Annotated in this window: 19 protein-coding genes; 7 read left to right on the plus strand and 12 right to left on the minus strand. The window is 71.7% G+C overall.

Annotated features, from left to right (window positions below):
• Positions 1 to 195: 195 nt before the first annotated feature.
• Positions 196 to 663 carry a hypothetical protein gene (locus tag DVR07_RS17270; protein WP_115798562.1) on the plus strand — a complete coding sequence of 156 codons (468 nt, stop codon included), beginning with the start codon at positions 196 to 198 and terminating at the stop codon, positions 661 to 663.
• A gap of 8 nt (positions 664 to 671) precedes the next feature.
• Here DVR07_RS17270 and DVR07_RS17275 read toward each other — a convergent pair whose 3' ends face one another.
• From DVR07_RS17275 to DVR07_RS17295, 5 genes are all read right to left on the minus strand, one after another.
• The gene (locus DVR07_RS17275) at positions 672 to 1,151 is read right to left on the minus strand and encodes a hypothetical protein (RefSeq protein ID WP_115798563.1); all 480 of its coding nucleotides are present in this window, start codon (positions 1,149 to 1,151) and stop codon (positions 672 to 674) included.
• A gap of 85 nt (positions 1,152 to 1,236) precedes the next feature.
• Positions 1,237 to 1,695: a peroxiredoxin gene (locus tag DVR07_RS17280; RefSeq protein WP_115798564.1), complete on the minus strand. Its 459-nt coding sequence runs from the start codon at positions 1,693 to 1,695 to the stop codon at positions 1,237 to 1,239.
• An 89-nt stretch (positions 1,696 to 1,784) separates the two neighbouring features.
• Positions 1,785 to 2,234 (minus strand): Hsp20/alpha crystallin family protein, encoded by a 450-nt coding sequence (locus DVR07_RS17285; RefSeq protein WP_115798827.1) that lies wholly within the window; start codon positions 2,232 to 2,234, stop codon positions 1,785 to 1,787.
• A gap of 90 nt (positions 2,235 to 2,324) precedes the next feature.
• Entirely contained in the window at positions 2,325 to 3,137 is an 813-nt protein-coding gene (gene pheA, locus DVR07_RS17290; protein WP_115798565.1) for a prephenate dehydratase, read from the minus strand.
• Positions 3,138 to 3,305: 168 nt separating this feature from the next.
• The gene (locus tag DVR07_RS17295) at positions 3,306 to 3,809 is read right to left on the minus strand and encodes an ACT domain-containing protein (RefSeq protein WP_115798566.1); all 504 of its coding nucleotides are present in this window, start codon (positions 3,807 to 3,809) and stop codon (positions 3,306 to 3,308) included.
• 127 nt (positions 3,810 to 3,936) lie between these two features.
• Here DVR07_RS17295 and DVR07_RS17300 point away from each other — a divergent pair, with 127 nt between their 5' ends.
• Positions 3,937 to 4,158, plus strand: coding sequence for a hypothetical protein (locus DVR07_RS17300; protein ID WP_115798567.1), 222 nt, complete (start codon positions 3,937 to 3,939; stop codon positions 4,156 to 4,158).
• A 21-nt stretch (positions 4,159 to 4,179) separates the two neighbouring features.
• Here the strand turns inward: DVR07_RS17300 and hisB are convergent, their stop codons facing one another.
• A complete protein-coding gene (gene hisB, locus DVR07_RS17305; protein WP_115798568.1) occupies positions 4,180 to 4,767 on the minus strand; it encodes an imidazoleglycerol-phosphate dehydratase HisB in 588 nt (195 codons plus the stop codon).
• A gap of 106 nt (positions 4,768 to 4,873) precedes the next feature.
• Between hisB and DVR07_RS17310 the strand changes: the two genes are divergently transcribed.
• Positions 4,874 to 5,053: a hypothetical protein gene (locus DVR07_RS17310; protein WP_115798569.1), complete on the plus strand. Its 180-nt coding sequence runs from the start codon at positions 4,874 to 4,876 to the stop codon at positions 5,051 to 5,053.
• A 16-nt stretch (positions 5,054 to 5,069) separates the two neighbouring features.
• Here DVR07_RS17310 and hisA read toward each other — a convergent pair whose 3' ends face one another.
• Positions 5,070 to 5,792, minus strand: a complete 723-nt coding sequence (hisA, locus tag DVR07_RS17315; RefSeq protein WP_115798570.1) for a 1-(5-phosphoribosyl)-5-[(5-phosphoribosylamino)methylideneamino]imidazole-4-carboxamide isomerase — start codon at positions 5,790 to 5,792, stop codon at positions 5,070 to 5,072.
• 162 nt (positions 5,793 to 5,954) lie between these two features.
• Here hisA and DVR07_RS17320 point away from each other — a divergent pair, with 162 nt between their 5' ends.
• From DVR07_RS17320 to DVR07_RS17335, 4 genes are all read left to right on the plus strand, one after another.
• A complete protein-coding gene (locus DVR07_RS17320; protein ID WP_115798571.1) occupies positions 5,955 to 6,362 on the plus strand; it encodes a hypothetical protein in 408 nt (135 codons plus the stop codon).
• An 81-nt stretch (positions 6,363 to 6,443) separates the two neighbouring features.
• Positions 6,444 to 7,082 carry a phosphoserine phosphatase SerB gene (gene serB / locus DVR07_RS17325; RefSeq protein WP_115798572.1) on the plus strand — a complete coding sequence of 213 codons (639 nt, stop codon included), beginning with the start codon at positions 6,444 to 6,446 and terminating at the stop codon, positions 7,080 to 7,082.
• 92 nt (positions 7,083 to 7,174) lie between these two features.
• Positions 7,175 to 7,705, plus strand: coding sequence for an Hsp20/alpha crystallin family protein (locus tag DVR07_RS17330; protein WP_115798573.1), 531 nt, complete (start codon positions 7,175 to 7,177; stop codon positions 7,703 to 7,705).
• Between the two features lie 128 nt (positions 7,706 to 7,833).
• On the plus strand, positions 7,834 to 8,919 hold the full coding sequence (locus DVR07_RS17335) for an NAD(P)/FAD-dependent oxidoreductase (RefSeq protein ID WP_115798574.1): 1,086 nt from the start codon (positions 7,834 to 7,836) through the stop codon (positions 8,917 to 8,919).
• Here the strand turns inward: DVR07_RS17335 and DVR07_RS17340 are convergent.
• From DVR07_RS17340 to DVR07_RS17360, 5 genes are all read right to left on the minus strand, one after another.
• Positions 8,916 to 9,689 carry a DUF7530 family protein gene (locus DVR07_RS17340; protein WP_193570241.1) on the minus strand — a complete coding sequence of 258 codons (774 nt, stop codon included), beginning with the start codon at positions 9,687 to 9,689 and terminating at the stop codon, positions 8,916 to 8,918. The two genes, DVR07_RS17335 and DVR07_RS17340, sit on opposite strands and share 4 nt — an antisense overlap.
• Before the next feature lie 54 nt (positions 9,690 to 9,743).
• Positions 9,744 to 10,694: an NAD(P)H-binding protein gene (locus tag DVR07_RS17345; protein ID WP_115798575.1), complete on the minus strand. Its 951-nt coding sequence runs from the start codon at positions 10,692 to 10,694 to the stop codon at positions 9,744 to 9,746.
• Positions 10,695 to 10,778: 84 nt separating this feature from the next.
• Positions 10,779 to 13,463, minus strand: coding sequence for an Hvo_1808 family surface protein (locus tag DVR07_RS17350; RefSeq protein ID WP_115798576.1), 2,685 nt, complete (start codon positions 13,461 to 13,463; stop codon positions 10,779 to 10,781).
• A gap of 135 nt (positions 13,464 to 13,598) precedes the next feature.
• Positions 13,599 to 14,801: a homoserine O-acetyltransferase MetX gene (gene metX, locus DVR07_RS17355; RefSeq protein WP_115798577.1), complete on the minus strand. Its 1,203-nt coding sequence runs from the start codon at positions 14,799 to 14,801 to the stop codon at positions 13,599 to 13,601.
• Positions 14,798 to 16,147 carry an O-acetylhomoserine aminocarboxypropyltransferase/cysteine synthase family protein gene (locus DVR07_RS17360; protein WP_115798578.1) on the minus strand — a complete coding sequence of 450 codons (1,350 nt, stop codon included), beginning with the start codon at positions 16,145 to 16,147 and terminating at the stop codon, positions 14,798 to 14,800. Before DVR07_RS17360 ends, metX begins: the two co-directional genes overlap by 4 nt.
• Positions 16,148 to 16,233: the final 86 nt, after the last annotated feature.

Genomic DNA, 16,233 nt, shown 5'->3' on the forward strand with positions numbered 1-16,233 from the left:
TCATTACGTTCGGGAATGTCGGCGGCTAACACTCTCGTAGCCGGGTCCTGCACGATTACACGAGCCCGTGCGAGTCGCCCCCGGCGACCGGCCCGAAGGTGACCGCCCGCCGACCTGCTCCGTCCGAGACCTGTCGGCGGGGCATTGCGCCCGGTGACGAAACCTTGAGGTGCCGCCCGCGAGTCGGCCCAGCTCGTGGGCGAGTTCGCCGACGACGTGCGCGACCGACTCTGGAAGTCCCTCGCCGAGCGACGGCCCTCGCACGAGTGGTCGACCGAGCACCGCATCCGGCGGACGCCCGTCGACGTCGTCGGCACCGACGAGGAGACACTCGTCGCGGTCGAACTGGAGTGGCGCCGCGCCGACCCGGTCAACAACACCGCGAAGCTGTTCTACTACGCCGACGAGGGGGAGATGGACGAGTACGACGAGGTGGTCGTCTGTCAGGTGTTCTCCGGCTACTACGACCTCGCGTCGGGGGGTGTGTCCTCCAAACGAGAGGTCGCGGAGTTCGTGGGCGAGACCGCCGCCGCGTCGGTCGAGCGCGTGACGTTCCACCCGCTCCGACTCCCCATCGACCCGCCGAAGCGGGGCGGCGAGCGCCCGGACGACTGGCGGGCGCGGACCGACGAGACCGCCGCGGCTGTCGCCGACCTGCTCTGACGCGCGGTTCACGGTTCTCGCGGTTCCGCCGAACGCGGCCCGAGGAAGAACCGGACGCCGAGGCCGTAGACCAGCCCGTACGAGACCGCGAGCGCCAGGGCGTACGCCAGGCCGAATCCGAGGTTGGGCACCGGCGGCGCCACCCCGGTCAGGTCGAGCAGTCCGGGCACCGCGAACGGGAAGAGGAAGCCGAGCACGAGCAGCGTCACGACGACCTCGATGCGCCGGTCGTGCGCGCCGGGCGCGGCCGGCCGCGTCGCGACCCAGGCGTAGCCGGCGGCGAAGGCGGTGACGACGACCGCGGCGAACGGCCGCGAGAGGTCGACCGACGCCGGCGTCCGCGTGAGGTGGAGGTACCAGGTCGCCGCCAGCAGGCCGAGCAGGAAGACGTACGAGGCGGTGACGGCCCACTGGAGTCCGCCGACGACCTTGGCGGCGAGCGTCGGCCGGGTCGGTCCGGGGACCCGCGACTCCGGCGCGTCGGTCATACCCCCGGTTCGGCGCCGGAGCGAAAAATCCTACCGGCGGCGTCGGCACCACCGGTGGGACGGGGATGGCGCCGCCGAGGTCGAGCTACTCCAGCGCGACCAGGCCCTCGTCGAGCATGTCGCCCAGCACGCCGCGGGCGTGGCCGTCGGGGTCGACCCCGTCGTACACCGACTTCACCTCGCCGTCGGCGAGCACGAAGGTCGTCCGAGAGGCCGCGCCCCGCGAGGGGTCGACGCCCACGCCGAACGCCTCGGCGATCTCGGCGTCGGGGTCGGCCAGCAGGTCGAACCGGATCTCGTACTTCTCGGCGAACTCCTCGTGGCTCTCGACGCCGTCGGTCGAGACGCCGAACACCGAGACGCCGGCGTCGTGGTAGCTCTCTAGCTCCCGGTCGAACTGCTCGGCCTCGGTGGTGCAGCCGGGCGTGTCGTCGCGGGGGTAGAAGTACAGTACGGTCGGCTCGTCGAAGTCGAGTTCGACGGTCTCGCCGCGCTGGTTCCGCGCCTCGACGGTCGGCGCGTCGTCGCCGGTCTCGAGCGTCATGTCCGAGCATTGCGGCCCGGACGGGAAGGCGTTTGCGCTCGGCCGGCAGTCGCCGCGTCCGCTCTAGCGGACGCCCGTCGCGTCGGCGCTCAGCTGATGTCTATCTGGTGGGAGTCGCCCTCGCTCGCGCTCCGCTTCGGCAGGGTCACCGTCAGCACGCCGTTCCGGTAGTCGGCCGAGACGCTCTCCTCGTCGACCTCCTCGGGGATCGTCACGGTGCGGTTCACCGACCGGTGGCTCCGCTCCTTCCGGATGTACCGGCCTTCGCCCTCCCCCTCGTCGGTCTGCTCGGACTCCTGCTCGCGCTCGGCCCGGATGCCGAGGCGGTCGCCCTGGAGCGTCAGGTCGATGTCCTCCTTCCGGTACCCGGGCAGGTCCGCGGTCACGACGAACTCGTCGCCGCGGTCGGCCACGTCGACCGACGCGCCGCCGCCTCCGAGTTGACCCATTCCCTCGCCGCCCATCGACTCCTCGAGCTGGCGGCTCATGCGGTTCATCATCTCCTCGATCTCCTTGAACGGATTCCTGCGTCCTGACATTGTGTCCCCCGGGCGTCGGTCGCCCGGTCGGAACTGCGACGCCATCGTCCTTAAAAATTCAGCCCCTCCTCGGCGACCGAGATGCCCGCGTCAGTAGATGACGTGCTCGGTGTCGTACGACCCGAGGCGCCGGACCCACCCGTTCTCCGCGATGTCCTCGACGTCCGCGATGGCTTCCTGGGCGCGGTCCTCGTAGAGGCCCGCCGCGAAGTCGACGTGGAACACGTAGTCGCCGAGGCGCTCGCCGCTGGGCCGGGACTCGACCCGGGTGAGGTTGATGTCGCGGTCGGCGAACGGTTCGAGGAGCTCGAGCAGCAGCCCGGGGTAGTTGGCGTTCGGGTAGACCACCAGCGAGGACTTCCCGCCCGCATCCGACCGCTCGTCGGCGGGCGCGATGACGAAGAACCGCGTCGCGTTCGAGGTCCGGTCCTGGATGCCCTCGGCGACGACCTGTAGGTCCGGGTCCCCGTCGGCGTTGGCCGGGTGGGCGATGCCCGCCACGTCGCGGTTCTCGCGGGCGTGCTCGACGCCGCGGGCGGTGCTGGCGACCGCTTCGAGGTCGGCGTCGGGGTACTCCTCCTCGAGGAAGCTCCGGCACTGCGCGAGCGCCTGGGAGTGGCTGGCGACCACCGAGAACTCCTCGCCCTGGGCGAGCAGCGCGTGGCGGATGGGCGTGACGATCTCCTGGACGGCGGCGACCTCGCGGTCGGTCAGCGCGTCGAGCGTCTCGGTGACGCTGCCCTCGATGCTGTTCTCGATGGGGACGACGCCCCGGTCGTACTCGCCGTCGGCCACCGCCTCGACGATGGCGGTGACCGACTCGCGGAACTCCACGTCGTCGGCGACCGAGGCGGCCGCCCGGTGGGAGTAGGTGCCCTCTGGTCCGAGCGTGACAGCTTGCATATGCACGCCCTTTCTCGGTGGCCACCAAAAGGGCGTCGGGTGTGATAGATCTTCGCGCGGGCGAGTGGGCACCCGGGTTCGGCGGACGACTGAGCGAGCAGTGGGCGGCCAGCGACCGCAGACGCTGCGGGTTCGGGGAGCTCCCTCCGTCGCGACGGGGTCGACGTGCTACTCCAGTTCGAGCTTCCGGACGAAGTCGCGGTTCTTGAGCTCGTTCAGCACGTCGCCGGGGATGTCGTCGTCGGTCACCAGGTAGAGCCGGGGCTCGTCGGTGAACTCCGGGTCCTCGCTGACGGTCTGGCGGATGGAGATGTCGTTCTCGGCCAGCAGCGTCGTCACCTCCGCGACGATGCCGGGCTGGTCGGCGTCGGTCACGTCGACGGTCAGCACCGTCAGGTCGAGCACCGGCGCGAGGTCCATCAGGCTCGGAATCGAGGAGATGTTCTGGAAGATGCGCCGGAGCTGCTCGTCGGCGAGGATAGCGTCGGTGGTCGAGTCGACCACCCGGCGGTCGACCCCGATCTCGCTGGCGATCTGGGTGTTGGGGATCTCGATGCTCCCCGAGACGACCCGCCCGTCGTCGTTGACCGAGAACCCGCGTTCGAGGAGCAGGCGGATGACCGCCTGCTGGGAGGGGCTTCCCTCGAACTTCCGCATGATCTCGTCGAACATGGTTCGGCTAACGGAGGCGCTCGTTAAGGGTCTCCCGGTCGGTCTGCCACCTCGGTACGGGCCAGCCATCGAGCGCGGACTCCGCCTGCCAAGAGAGTTATGTACCGTCAGTGAGATACCGCCGACCATGCCCGACCGAATCGAACTCGGCGTCAGCACGCCCGCGCTCGGCATCGCGGTCGTCGGCCTCGGCATCGTCGGCCTGGAGATCGGCGGGCAGACGAGCCAGTCCCTCGACGGAACCGTCCCGGTCGCGCTCGCGCTCACCGGCGGCGCGCTCGTCGCCGTCGCGAGCGGCGCGGCCGGGTTCTGGCTCGGGTCGGCTCGGACGGGTCCGGACGACGACTGATTCCGGCCGTCGGACGCCGGCCTACAGCTGCCCCTTCGTGCTCGCGACGTCGCTCCGGCGCTCGTCGATGCGGGTCGCGTCGTCGAGCGCCCGGGCCAGCGACTTGAACAGCGCCTCTATCTCGTGGTGGGCGTTCTCCCCCGACACCTCGACGTGGAGCGTCAGCCCGGCGTTCATCGCGAGCGAGCGGACGAAGTGCTTGGCCATGTGGCTGGTCAGCTCGCCCACGCTGGCCTGCGAGAACGACCCGTCGAAATCGAAGAGGGGTCGCCCGCTCACGTCCACGACGACCGACGCGACCGCCTCGTCCAGCGGGACCCGGCGGTCGGCGAAGCGCTCGATGCCGCGCTTGTCGCCCAGCGCCTCCGCGAAGGCGTCGCCGAGCGCGATGGCCACGTCCTCGACGGTGTGGTGGTCGTCGATCGCGAGGTCGCCGTCGCACCGGACCGTCAGGTCGAACAGTCCGTGCTTGGCGAAGCTCTCGAGCATGTGGTCGAAGAAGCCCACGCCGGTCTCGACCGTGGCGTCGCCGTCGCCGTCGACGTCGAGGGTCACCTCGATGTCGGTCTCGGCGGTCTCGCGGGTCACCGCGGCGGTTCGCTCGCTCATACCCGACAGTTAGCCCGGAGCCACATGGTCGTTACCCTCCGGCCGGGATGTGACGAGCGTCTGACAAAGATATATTGCAGTTCTCGCGTAACGAGCACACGAGACGATGCGCAAAATCGACGTCCTGACGCTGCTCGGCCTGTTCGTGGGTGGACTGCTCGCGCTCGGCGACGGCGCGGTGGTGGGCGTGCCGCTGCTCGCCGCGAGCGCGTACTTGCTCGCGAAGCCGCGGACGCGGTCGACCCGCCGGCGCCTGACGGCCGCGCTGGGTCCGCTGGGCCGGTGACGCACAGCCCCGTGCGCTAAACCGACCGCGCTTCTTCGAGCGTGAACTCGCCCTCGTAGAGTGCGGTCCCCACGACGACCGCCGCGGCCCCGGCGTCCCGGAGCGCGCGCACGTCTTCGAGCGTCGCGACGCCGCCGGAGGCCACGACCGGAATCTCGACCGCTTCGACCACCTCGCGCACGCGGTCGGTCTGGACGCCCGCGAGCTGCCCCTCCACGTCGACGTCGGTGAACAGGATGGCGCCCGCGCCCAGCTCCTCGTAGCGAGCCGCGGCCTCGGCGGGGTCGAGCCCGGTCCCCTCGGTCCACCCGGAGACGACGACCTCGCCGCCCTTCGCGTCGAGGCTGACCGTGACCGAGCCGGGGTACTCCTCGGATATCTCGGCCACGATGTCGGGGTTCTCGACCGCGGCCGTCCCGAGGATGACGCGGTCGACCCCGCGGTCGAGCAGGTCGGTCGCGTCCGCGACGGTCCGGATGCCTCCGCCGAGCTGGACGTCGACGTCGACCGCGTCGAGGACGGCCTCGACCGCGTCGGCGTTGGCGCGCTCGCCCTCGAAGGCGCCGTCGAGGTCGACCAGGTGGAGCGTCTCGGCGCCGCGCTCGACCCACTGCTCGGCGGCCGCCACCGGGTCGCCGTAGGTCTTCTCCGTGCCGCGCTCGCCGGCGACCAGCTGGACCACCTCGCCGTCCTGCATGTCCACCGCGGGGACGACCTCGAACTCGGGGAACGGTGTCATGGGTGTCGGTAGTGCGAGCGGCGGTTAAAGGCTCACTCTTCCGGCAGCGGTTCGCGGAGTCGGTGTCGCCCCGGATGCGAACGCCGCCGCGCCCGTGACTCAAACGTCGCTCCGACACCTTCGGACGCCAACTATTTGTGGCGCTCCGGCGGACCGACACGCATGAAACAGTCGCGCTTCCGATACCTGGGTCTCTTCGACCTGCTCCTCGTCGCGGTGTTCGTCGCCGCCTTCGGAACCGCCTCGTTCGCGGCGAGCGTCGCCATCCCGGCCATGGCGCTCGCGGGCCTGTTCGCCGTTCTCGCCGGAAGCGTCGCCGAGCTGTCGCTCGGCTCGGTGACGGTCACGTGGCGCCACTTCGTCGCCGCGACGTACGCGCTCTTCGCGCTGGCGCTCCCCGGCAGCTACCTGCCCGACGTGGTCGCGGGCACCGCGGGTCGGGCGGAACTCGCGCTGTTCGCGGTCACGTCCGTCGGCGCGCTCACCCTGCTGTTCTTCGGGTACGACGTCGCCCGCGGCGGCGACCACTTCGAGGTCGAACCGGACGTCGATACCGTCGTCGGCCGGTGACGGTCGCTCCGTTCCGACTGTCCCCCCGCAACGACCGCGTCTTCCGGTCGTTTCAAGCCCCCGGCAGCCCAACCCCCGGCCATGACGCTGGTCGCGTTCGACTTCGACGGGACGCTCTCGGACTCGGAGATGACGGTCCTGCTCGGCGAGCGGCAGGGGGTGGCCGACGAGATGGCCGACATCACCGAGCGGGCGATGAACGACGAGATTAGCTACGCGAAGAGCCTCCGGGACCGGGCCGCGCTGCTGGAGGGGCTGCCGGACGAGAGGGCCGAGGAGGCGTTCGAGGAGGTGTACCTCCGGCCGGACGCCGCGACCGTAATCCGGGAGCTCAACGAGGCGGGCGTGACCACGGCGGTTCTGACCGGCGGGTTCGAGCGCGGCGTCGAGACGGCCCTGGCGCGGGAGGGCGTCTCGGTCGACGTCGTCGTGGCCAACCGGCTCCCGGTCGCGAATGGAGACCTCACCGGCGAGGTCGAGGGGCCGCTCATCGAGGGGACGAAGGACGACGCCCTCGAACGGCTCGCCGGCGAGCGCGAGATCGCGATGAGCGACACCGTCGCGGTCGGCGACGGCGCGAACGACCTCCCGATGCTGGAGGTCGCGGGCCTCTCGGTCGGCTTCGTCCCCAAGCCCGCGGTCGAGCCGGCCTGCGACGTGGTGGTCTCGTCGATGGAGGGCCTCCGCGAGCTGTTCGACGAGGAGGGACTGCTCGACTGACGGGATTCGGGATATGGGTGTCTCGAGGCCTGTGATACAGCTTCTCGGCAATCTTATCTCCTCGCGAAGCCTATAGGTATGCGGTGAATCGAATGTCCCGATACGGCCCCTTCGAGGAGATGGACCGCGTGTTCGAACAGCTTCGCACCCGGATGTGGACCCCGGACGGGCCGTACGGCCGCGACGCCGGAGCGCTCGCCCGCGGCGACCGGGGCGTCCGCATGGAACCCGGGAAGCACGGCGGCGTCTTCGGGAGCGCAGCGACCGACGGCTCGTCGCTCTCCCGGAGGTCGAGCGACGGCGAGTACGTCTTCGTCGCCGATCTGCCGGGCTTCGAGCGCGAGGAGATCGACCTCTCGTTCGACGACGACGCGCTGACCCTCACCGCCGAGAGCGAGACCGGCGAGACCACCGCCGACGACGAGGGCGGGATCGCACTCCGCGGCGAGGTCACGCGCTCGCGCCGGGTGTCCGAGCGCGTCGCGATCCCCGAGGACGTGGTTGAGGACGAGATCACGGCCTCGTACCGCAACGGCGTCCTCGAAGTCCACCTCCCGCTGGTCGACCCGGTCGAGGCGGACGACGACGGGGACGACGCGACCAAGATCGACATCGGCGAGTAGTCCGTATTTTTCCGTGCAGTCGCGCGCTCGGTAGCGACAGCGACACGTCCCGGAGCGTCGCCGGTCCGTAACGTCGGCCGTCGACCGGGGCGAGTACGCTTTTCCCGCCGGCCTCCGACGGTTCGACCATGACTGACATCGCCGTGGTGGGCGCGGGCGTCGCCGGCCTCGGGGCCGCCTACGCGCTCCGGGAAGCCGACGCCGAGGTCACCGTCTTCGAGCGCCGCGAGTCGGTCGGCGGCCGGGCGGCGACGCGCCGCCGCAACGGCTGCGTCTACGACGTCGGCGCGAACTACTGTAAAGACGAAGACGAGCGCATCGCCGACCTCATCTCGGGCGAACTCGCCGACGGACTGGTCGAGGCCGAGGGGCCGGTGTGGACCTTCGACGCCGACGGCGACATCTCGGAGGGTCGCGGCGACGACGCCCGCAAGTGGACCTACCGCGAGGGGCTGGCGACGCTCGGCGAGCGCCTCCGCGAGGCCGGCGGCGCGACAGTCCGGACCGGCACCGAGGTCGCGCGGCTCGTCGGCGAGGACGACGGCTGGCGGCTCGGCACGAAGGCCACCGCCGACGCGAGCGACCCCCAGGCCGACGAGTTCGCGGGCGAGACGAACCCCGCCGAGGCCGACGCGTTCGAGGCCGACGCGGTCGTGCTGACGCCGCCCGCGCCGACGACCGCCTACCTGCTCGATCGGGCCGACTGGGACGACTCGCTCCGGGCGGACCTCGTCGAAGCCGCGGCCGACGTGCCCTACCGGACCATCCTCACGGTCGCGCTCCACTACCCCGACCGGACCGACGCGCCGTACTACGCGCTCGTCAACGCCGACAAGGACCACGACCTCGGCTGGGTCGCCCGCGAGGAGTGCAAGCCCGGCCACGTCCCGGACGGCGAGAGCCTGCTCGTCGTCCAGCCCTCGCTCGAGTGGTCCCGGCACCGGTACGACGACCCCGACGACGAGATCGCGGTCGCGGCGGCCGACCGCGCCGCCGAACTGCTCGGCGACCCCGACAGGTACGAGTTCGACTGGGCCGACGCGGTGCGGTGGCGCGACGCGCTCCCCGACGCCGGGGCCGACCGCGACGTCCTCGACCGCGGGGCCGACGCCGACCTGTTCTTCGCCGGCGACTGGGTGGCCGGCGAGGGTCGGGTCCACGCCGCGCTCCGGAGCGGGCTGGACGCGGGCGAACGGGTCGCCGAGCGGCTCTAGTCGCGGTCACGGCCGAGCAGGAGCACCGACGCGCCCGAGACCAGCGTCACCGCGACGACGTGCCCGACGACCGCCGCGACCAGCAGCGGCCGGTCCCGGACGAACGGCACCAGCAGCAGTTGCACCAGCGCGAACCCGACGGTCAGCAGGTCGACCCGGCGCAGACCGGCCCGGGTCGGGGCGTCGAACCGGTCGCGGTATCGGAGCGTCCGCCAGAGCCCGGTGAGGCTGGCCCACCACCCCGTGCCGATGCGGTAGCAGAGGTCCCACAGCACCAGCAGCGCGAGGTAGACCGCCGGTGCGGGCGGAGCGTCGCCGAGCAGGCGCGCGAACGGCGACACCCCGCCGGTCCGGGCGTCGGCCGAGAACAGGACGGTCAGCAGCGCGACGAACGCAAGCACGCCCAGCACCACCTCGATGCTCGACGAGAAGAGCAGCCGGCGGTACGGCTCTGGGGTCTCGACCCGGCGTATCTCGCCGCCGAGCGCCAGCATGAGGTAGCTCCCCGCTGCCGCGACCCCCACCGCGGCCGTGCCGGCCGGCACCGCGGCCCAGAGGTCGTACGCCGCGGCGAGCGCAAGCACCAGCCCCTCGAACACCGCGAACTGGACGACGACGGCCACCGGCGGCGAGAGCCCGAGGCCGGGAATCGCCCCCACGATGCTCTCGTAGACCCAGGTCTCCCCGTATCGGGTCGCGGGGTCCGCCCCGTCTCGGTTGTCGCCGCCGGCGTCGGCGTCGCTGCCGCCGTCCGGGCGCTCTCGGTTCATCGCTCGCCCGCCGCGTCGTCGTCGGTCATCCCTTTCGTCTCGTGGCCTCGGTGGTCATCGCTTTCCCGCCGCGTCTCCGTCCGCCGCCACGTTGCTCGCCGTCCAGTCTGCGCGGGCCTCCTCGGCCGCCAGCGCGCGCCCGACGGCCTCGTCGAACGGCGTCAGGTCGACCGGGACCAGTTCGCGGATGGCGGCGTCGTCGGCGACGACCGGGTTCTTCAGCCCCGCGATGAGCGGGTGGGCGATGGACTTCGGCACGCCGGTCACCAGGTCGACCCAGTAGGTCGACAGGGTCGGCGTCAGCACCGGCACCGGGACGATGCGGGGCTCCCGGCCCATCACGCGGCCGGTCCGGCGCAGCATCTCGCCGTAGGTCAGCACCTCGGGACCGCCGATCTCGTAGGTCCCGCCCGCGGTCTCGGGGACGTCGAGGACGCCGACGAGGTAGGCCACCACGTCGGCGACCGCGACGGGCTGGCACTCGTTGCGGACCCACCGCGGCGCGACCATCACCGGGAGCTTCGCGACGAGCTCGCGGATCATCCGGAAGCTCGCGCTCCCGTCGCCGACGATGACGGCCGCGCGGAGCGTCGTCAGCGCGAAGTCCTCGCTCTCGGCCAGGACGGTCTCGACTTCGCGCCGGGACGCCAGGTGCGCCGAGAGCGCGTCGCCGGTCTCGCCCAGCCCGCCGAGGTAGACCACCCGACGGAGGGGCGACCCGCGGGCGGCCTCGACGAAGTTGCGCGCCGCGAGCCGGTCGCGCTCGGCGAAGTCGCCGCCGGTCCGCATGGAGTGGACGAGGTAGTAGGCCGCGTCGACTCGCTCGAAGACTCCCGCCAGGCTCTTGCGGTCGAGCAGGTCGGCCTCCGCGACTTCTACCCCGCCGGGAGCGTCGTACCGGCTCGCGTCCCGCACGAGCGCGACCACGTCGTGGCCCGCGTCGAGCAGCGCGGGCACGAGGTGGCCGCCGACGAACCCGGTCGCCCCGGTGACCAGCACGCGCATGAGGTACGGCTTCGGCCCGCGCGACCATAACTGTCGGCGGCGGAGGAGCTCGGGCGAATCGGTGGTGACGTCGGTTTCCCGCCCTCACCCGGAGACGGTCGTCGTCGTGCCAGTCCCCGTTCCGTCCATCGCCGCGTTCGGATTCGCCGCGCCGGTCGTCGCGTTCCCGCCTCCCGCGTTCCCGCTGCCCGCGAGACCGGGCCGCAGGTCCGCGAGGTCGGCGACGGTCGGGGCGTTCACGACGGTGACGTTCCGGCCGTCCCGGACCACCCGGAAGGCGTCGGCGAACGGCCCCGACTCGACGACCCGGGTGTTCGGCCCGACCCGCTCGGCGCCGTGGCCGGCGAGCACCTCGCGGTACGCCCGGTGGAACTCCCGGGCGTCGCGGTCGGTGTCCCACGCGGTCAGCCAGACGTAGCCGTACTCGGTGTCGTTATCGGGGGCGCTCGGCCCGCCGAACACGGTCTCGTCCCCGTCGGCGTCGGCCGTCCGGTACGGCACGAACACGTCGTTACCCCACCCCGTCGAGGGCGCGCTGGTGTAGTTGAACCAGTCGTACGTGCCGCCGTTCGGGAACAGGTGCTCGTTCACCCCGATTATCTCGTTGTCGTACTCGTAGCCCTGGTACCACAGCATCGCGAAGATGCCGACCTCCCCGACGGTCGTGCTCCCGTCGGTGCCCCGGAACGCGAGCAGCGAGGTGTCGAACTGCCGCCAGTCGCCCCGCGCCGTATCCTCGAAGTCGAGCCGGACGGGGGGCTCGTTCCGGCGCTCTGGGTGGAGTATCTGCTCGGTGCTGGCCGGCAGGTCGTCGTAGGCGTCGTTCACCGCGTCCCAGCCGCCCCGCTCGCGCAGGTCCTCGACGTACCCCGGTCCGTCGGAGTACGGCGCCAGCGCGAGCTGGCGCATCGCGAAGTTCCGCGTCGGCGAGACGTTCCCCCCGCTGGGTTCCCTCGCTTCGACCTGGAGGCAGTTCCACGCCACCCCGCAGAGCGCCTCGAACCGCTCGTCGGCGTACCGGGCGTCGCCCTCGACCAGCGCGTTGCGGGCGTTGAACGCGTCCTCCCGCGCGGGAGCCAGGTCCCGGCGCGTGAGGTCGAAGTGCTGGTCCTGGAGCGCGTGGACGAACTCGTGGACCAGCGTCGTGCTGCTGATCGCGACGGGATCGGCCTCCTCCGAGACCACGACCAGCTTGTCGGTCAGCGGGTGGTAGAAGCCGCCGATCCGGGTGGACTCGGCGTTCATCTCGGCGGTCGCGTTCGCGTCCTCGCCGACGACGAACAGCGCCTCCCAGAACTGGTTGTCCCACGCCGAGGCGAGGCCGGAGTCGTTGCGCTCGCCCCGCGACCGGCGCTCGAGTTCGTCCCGACTGACGACCTCCAACGACACCGACCCGGTGTACTCCAGCTGGCGGAGGTGTTCGGCGCGGGCGATGGCCCGGTAGACGTACGCCCGGAGCTCCCGGTCGGTGAGCCCGTCGGACTGGTTCGCGGCGATGGCGTCGTCGTACCGGACGCCGCCCTCGACGCCGATGGTCTCGTCGCCGGTCGAGTCGAAGACGACCGCGCCGTCGCGGTTGCTCGCCACCCGGACGCCGGTCGAGTTCTCGAGCGTGACGCCGCCGATCCGGTTGTTCAGGACCGCGTTCCCGGTGACCGCCCCGCCGGTGACGTTGCGGTAGAAGACGCCGATGGAGCCGTTCTCGGCCGTCGAGTCGGTCACGGCGGCGTCGGCCGCCCGGAACGCGTAGACGCCGTACTGGTTGCGCGAGGCGTCGGTCGCGACCACGCTGGCCTCGGTGCCGTTCTCGAGAAGCACCCCGGCGAGGTTGTTGTTCGTCGCCGAGACGCCGAACACTGTCGTTCCGGTCGCGTTGACGGCGCGGACGCCGGCAAGGCCGTTCCCGACCACGGCGGTGCGCCGCACGTCGGTCCCGGACGCGAACAGCAGGGTGACGCCGACCCGGTTGTCCGACGCGGTCCCGCCGGTGACGCTGGCCCCGGTGGTCGATTCGAGCAGGACACCCGCGAGGTCGTTATCCCGGGCGGTGACGTCCGCGACGGTGCCGCCGGTCCCGCCGGAGAGGTAGACGCCGGCGAATCCGTTTCCGGCGGCGGTGACGTTCGCGACCCGCACCCGGTCGCTCCGGAACGCGCCGACCCCGAGGACGGCGTTGCCGTCGACCGCGCCGTCGGTGACCGTCGCTCCGGGCGACGCGATCGCCGTCACGCCGAATCCGTTGTTCTCGGCGCGGACGCCGGCGAGTCGACCGTTCCGGACGCCGGAGGCGACGACGCCCCACCGCCAGTCGGTGACGGTCAGGTCGGTCACGGTCACGTTCGACAGCCGGCGGTTCGCGGTCGCGGCCACCCCGACCGTGGCGCCGGCCCCGAACGGGTTGACCCGCCCGCCGAAGAACCGGTCGGTCAGCGCGTCCGGGTCGCTGGTCGTCACCCCGTCGACCGCGTGGCCGTTCCCGTCGAGGACGACGTCGCTCGCTCGAATCCTGATGCAGGTGTCGGCCGAACTGTTCTCGATGTCGCCGGTCAGGACGTATCGCCCCGGCCGCGCGATGGTTCTGCACGACGAGATTTCTGTCGCCTGCGCCGCCGCGTTCGCCGCCCGGTCCCCCGCTGTTCCCGCCATCGCGTCGCCCGTCGTCCCCGGCATCGCGTCTCCCGTCGCCGCTCCCCCTGCCGCCCCTGCCCCCGCCGCCGACCAGCACAGCATCAGCAGGCAGGCGACGACCGCGAACTGTCTGTTCGTCATTCTCTACCGCTCTCACGACGCCGCGGGGCATGAAACTCCGGGGCGGGTTCGCGCGACCGCGCCGGGATTTAATCGGTCTCCCGGCTGGTCGGAAGCGTCGGTCGGTCCCGAAGACGAGTGCAGGAGTGCCGGGCGTCAGTCGCCGAACAGGCTGGCGTGGACCGGCGCGAACTCCCGCTCGTCGGCGTCGCTGACCGCCCGCCCCTCGACGCCCGCCGCGAGGAAGTCACGGACCGGCGGGCCGACCTCCTCGGGTTCGACGAGGAAGGCGTCGTGGCCGTGGTCGCTCTCGACGACGTGGTTGGCCACGTCGACGCCCGCGGTCTCGAACGCGGCCGCGAGGCGCTCGGCCTGCTCGACCGTGAAGTGCCAGTCGCCGGTGAAGCTGACCACGAGCGCCTCGCCCGAGAACCCCGCCAGGGCGTCGGCATCCGAGTCGTACCCCTCGCCGAGGTCGTAGTCGTCCATCGCCCGCGTGAGGTAGAGGTAGCTGTTGGCGTCGAACCGCTCGACGAACTTCTCGGCCTGGTAGTCGAGGTACGACTCGACCTCCCGGTACGGGAAGAAGTCCGCGGCGGGGTCGTCGGGCGCGAAGGCGTCGGCCATCGCGGCCCGGCCCGCCGACCGCCGGCCGAACTTCCGGTCCATCGACTCCTTCGAGAGGTAACCGACGTGGCCCAGCTGGCGGGCGACCGCCAGGCCGTCGTGGGGTTCCTCTTGGTCCTCCCCGTAGTAGTCGCCGCCGTTCCAGTTCGGGTCGGTGGTGATGGCCCGGCGGGCGATGGCGTCGATGGCGAGCATCTGGGGGTCGAGCCGGGCCGCGGCGGCGACCGGGATCACCCGGTCGACGCGCTCGGGGTAGCGCTTGGCCCACTCGAGGACGTTCATGCCGCCGACGCTCCCGCCGATGACGGCGTGGAGCGGGCCGACCCCGAGGTGGTCGAGCAGCCGGGCCTGCGCCCGGGTCCAGTCGCCGACCGTCACGGCCGGGAAGTCGGTGCCGTAGGGCTCGCCGGTCTCGGGGTCCTCGCTGGCCGGGCCGGTCGTGCCGTAGCACGACCCCGGGACGTTCGCGCAGACCACGTAGTACTCGCGGGTGTCGACCGCCTTGCCCGGGCCGACCACGTCGCTCCACCACGCCGCGGCCTGGCCGTCGGTCCCCTCGTCGCCGCGCTTCGGGCCGGTGACGTGGGCGCTGCCGGTCAGGGCGTGACAGACCAGCACCGCGTTGTCGCCGTCGTACTCGCCGTAGGTCTCGTAGGAGACCTCCAGCGGGACCGACCGGCCGCACTCGAACTCGAACTCCCCGAGGGCGGCGGTGTCGCGCGTCCGGTTCATGCGTCCTCCGTCGGTGTCGCGGACGCGTCGGTCGCACTTTCACTACTGCCGCCCGTCGCCGCCTCGATGGCCTGCTCGACGTCCGCGAGCAGGTCAGCGGGGTCCTCGATACCGACCGAGACCCGGACGAGGTCGGGCGAGACGCCGGCGTCGCGCTGTTCCTCGGGCGAGAGCTGAGCGTGGGTCGTGCTCGCGGGGTGGATGACCAGCGTCTTGGCGTCGCCGACGTTGGCGAGGAAGCTGGCGAGCTCGACGCGCTCGCAGAACCGCTTGCCGGCCTCGAAACCGTCTTCTAGGCCGAACGCGATCATCCCGCCGTACCCGCCGTCGAGGTACTCGCTGGCGTTGTCGTGGGTCTCGTGGCTCTCCAGGCCGGGGTACGCCACCCACGCAACGTCGTCGCGCTCCGCGAGGTACTCCGCCAGGATTGCCGCGTTCTCGCAGTGGCGCTGCATGCGCAGGGGAAACGATTCGAGGCCCTGGAGGGTCTGCCAGGCGTCGAACGGCGACTGCTGGTTGCCGAGGCTCCGGAGCGCCCGGAATCGCACCGCCGCGGCCAGCGGCGCGTCCGCGAAGTCCGCCGAGAAGTCGGTGTCGTGGTAGGCGGGGTTGTCGCCGGCGAGTTCGGGGTAGTCGTCGGCGTGGGCCTGCCAGTCGAAGCTCCCGCCGTCGACCAGCACGCCGCCGACCGTGGTCCCGCTGCCGTGGAGCCACTTGGTGGTCGACTCCCAGACGACGTCGGCGCCGTGGTCGAGGGGGTTGCAGAGGTACGGCGTCGCGAACGTGTTGTCGACGACGAGCGGCGCGCCGGCGTCGTGGGCGATGGACGCGACGCGCTCGAAGTCGGGGGTCACCAGCGAGGGGTTGCCGACGGTCTCGACGTGGACGAACGCGGTGTCGTCGTCGACCGCCGCCTCGTAGGCCTCGTAGTCGAGGGTGTCGACGAACCGGGGTTCGACCCCGCGCTTGCTCGCGGTGTGGCTGAGGTGGGCGGTGGTGCCGCCGTAGGTGTCGGTCGAGCAGACCACGTTGTCGCCCTGCCCGGCGAGGACGAGGACCAGCGAGTCGAACGCCGCCATCCCGCTGGCGGTGGCGACCGCCCCGGCGCCGCCCTCCAGCGAGTTGAGCCGCTCCTCCAGCGCCCGGACCGTGGGGTTCGAGATGCGCGAGTAGATGTCGCCCTCGGCGTCGAGCGCGTAGAGCTCGGCGGCGCGGTCGGCGTCGTCGAACTGGTAGGAGGTGGTCTGGTAGATGGGCGGCGCTCGCGCCCCCGTCGCGGGGTCGGCCCCGTGGCCCGCGTGGAGGCTCCGCGTGTCGAAGCGCGGCTGGTCGTCCTCGGAGGTCATGTACTACACTCATATTTCTCGACGAGGTTATAACCCTCAGTTACGGCAAGCATTGCAGAACCGGGCGGAGCCCTTTAGTCGCGCTT

Source organism: Halorussus rarus, assembly GCF_003369835.1.
Lineage (GTDB): Archaea > Halobacteriota > Halobacteria > Halobacteriales > Haladaptataceae > Halorussus > Halorussus rarus.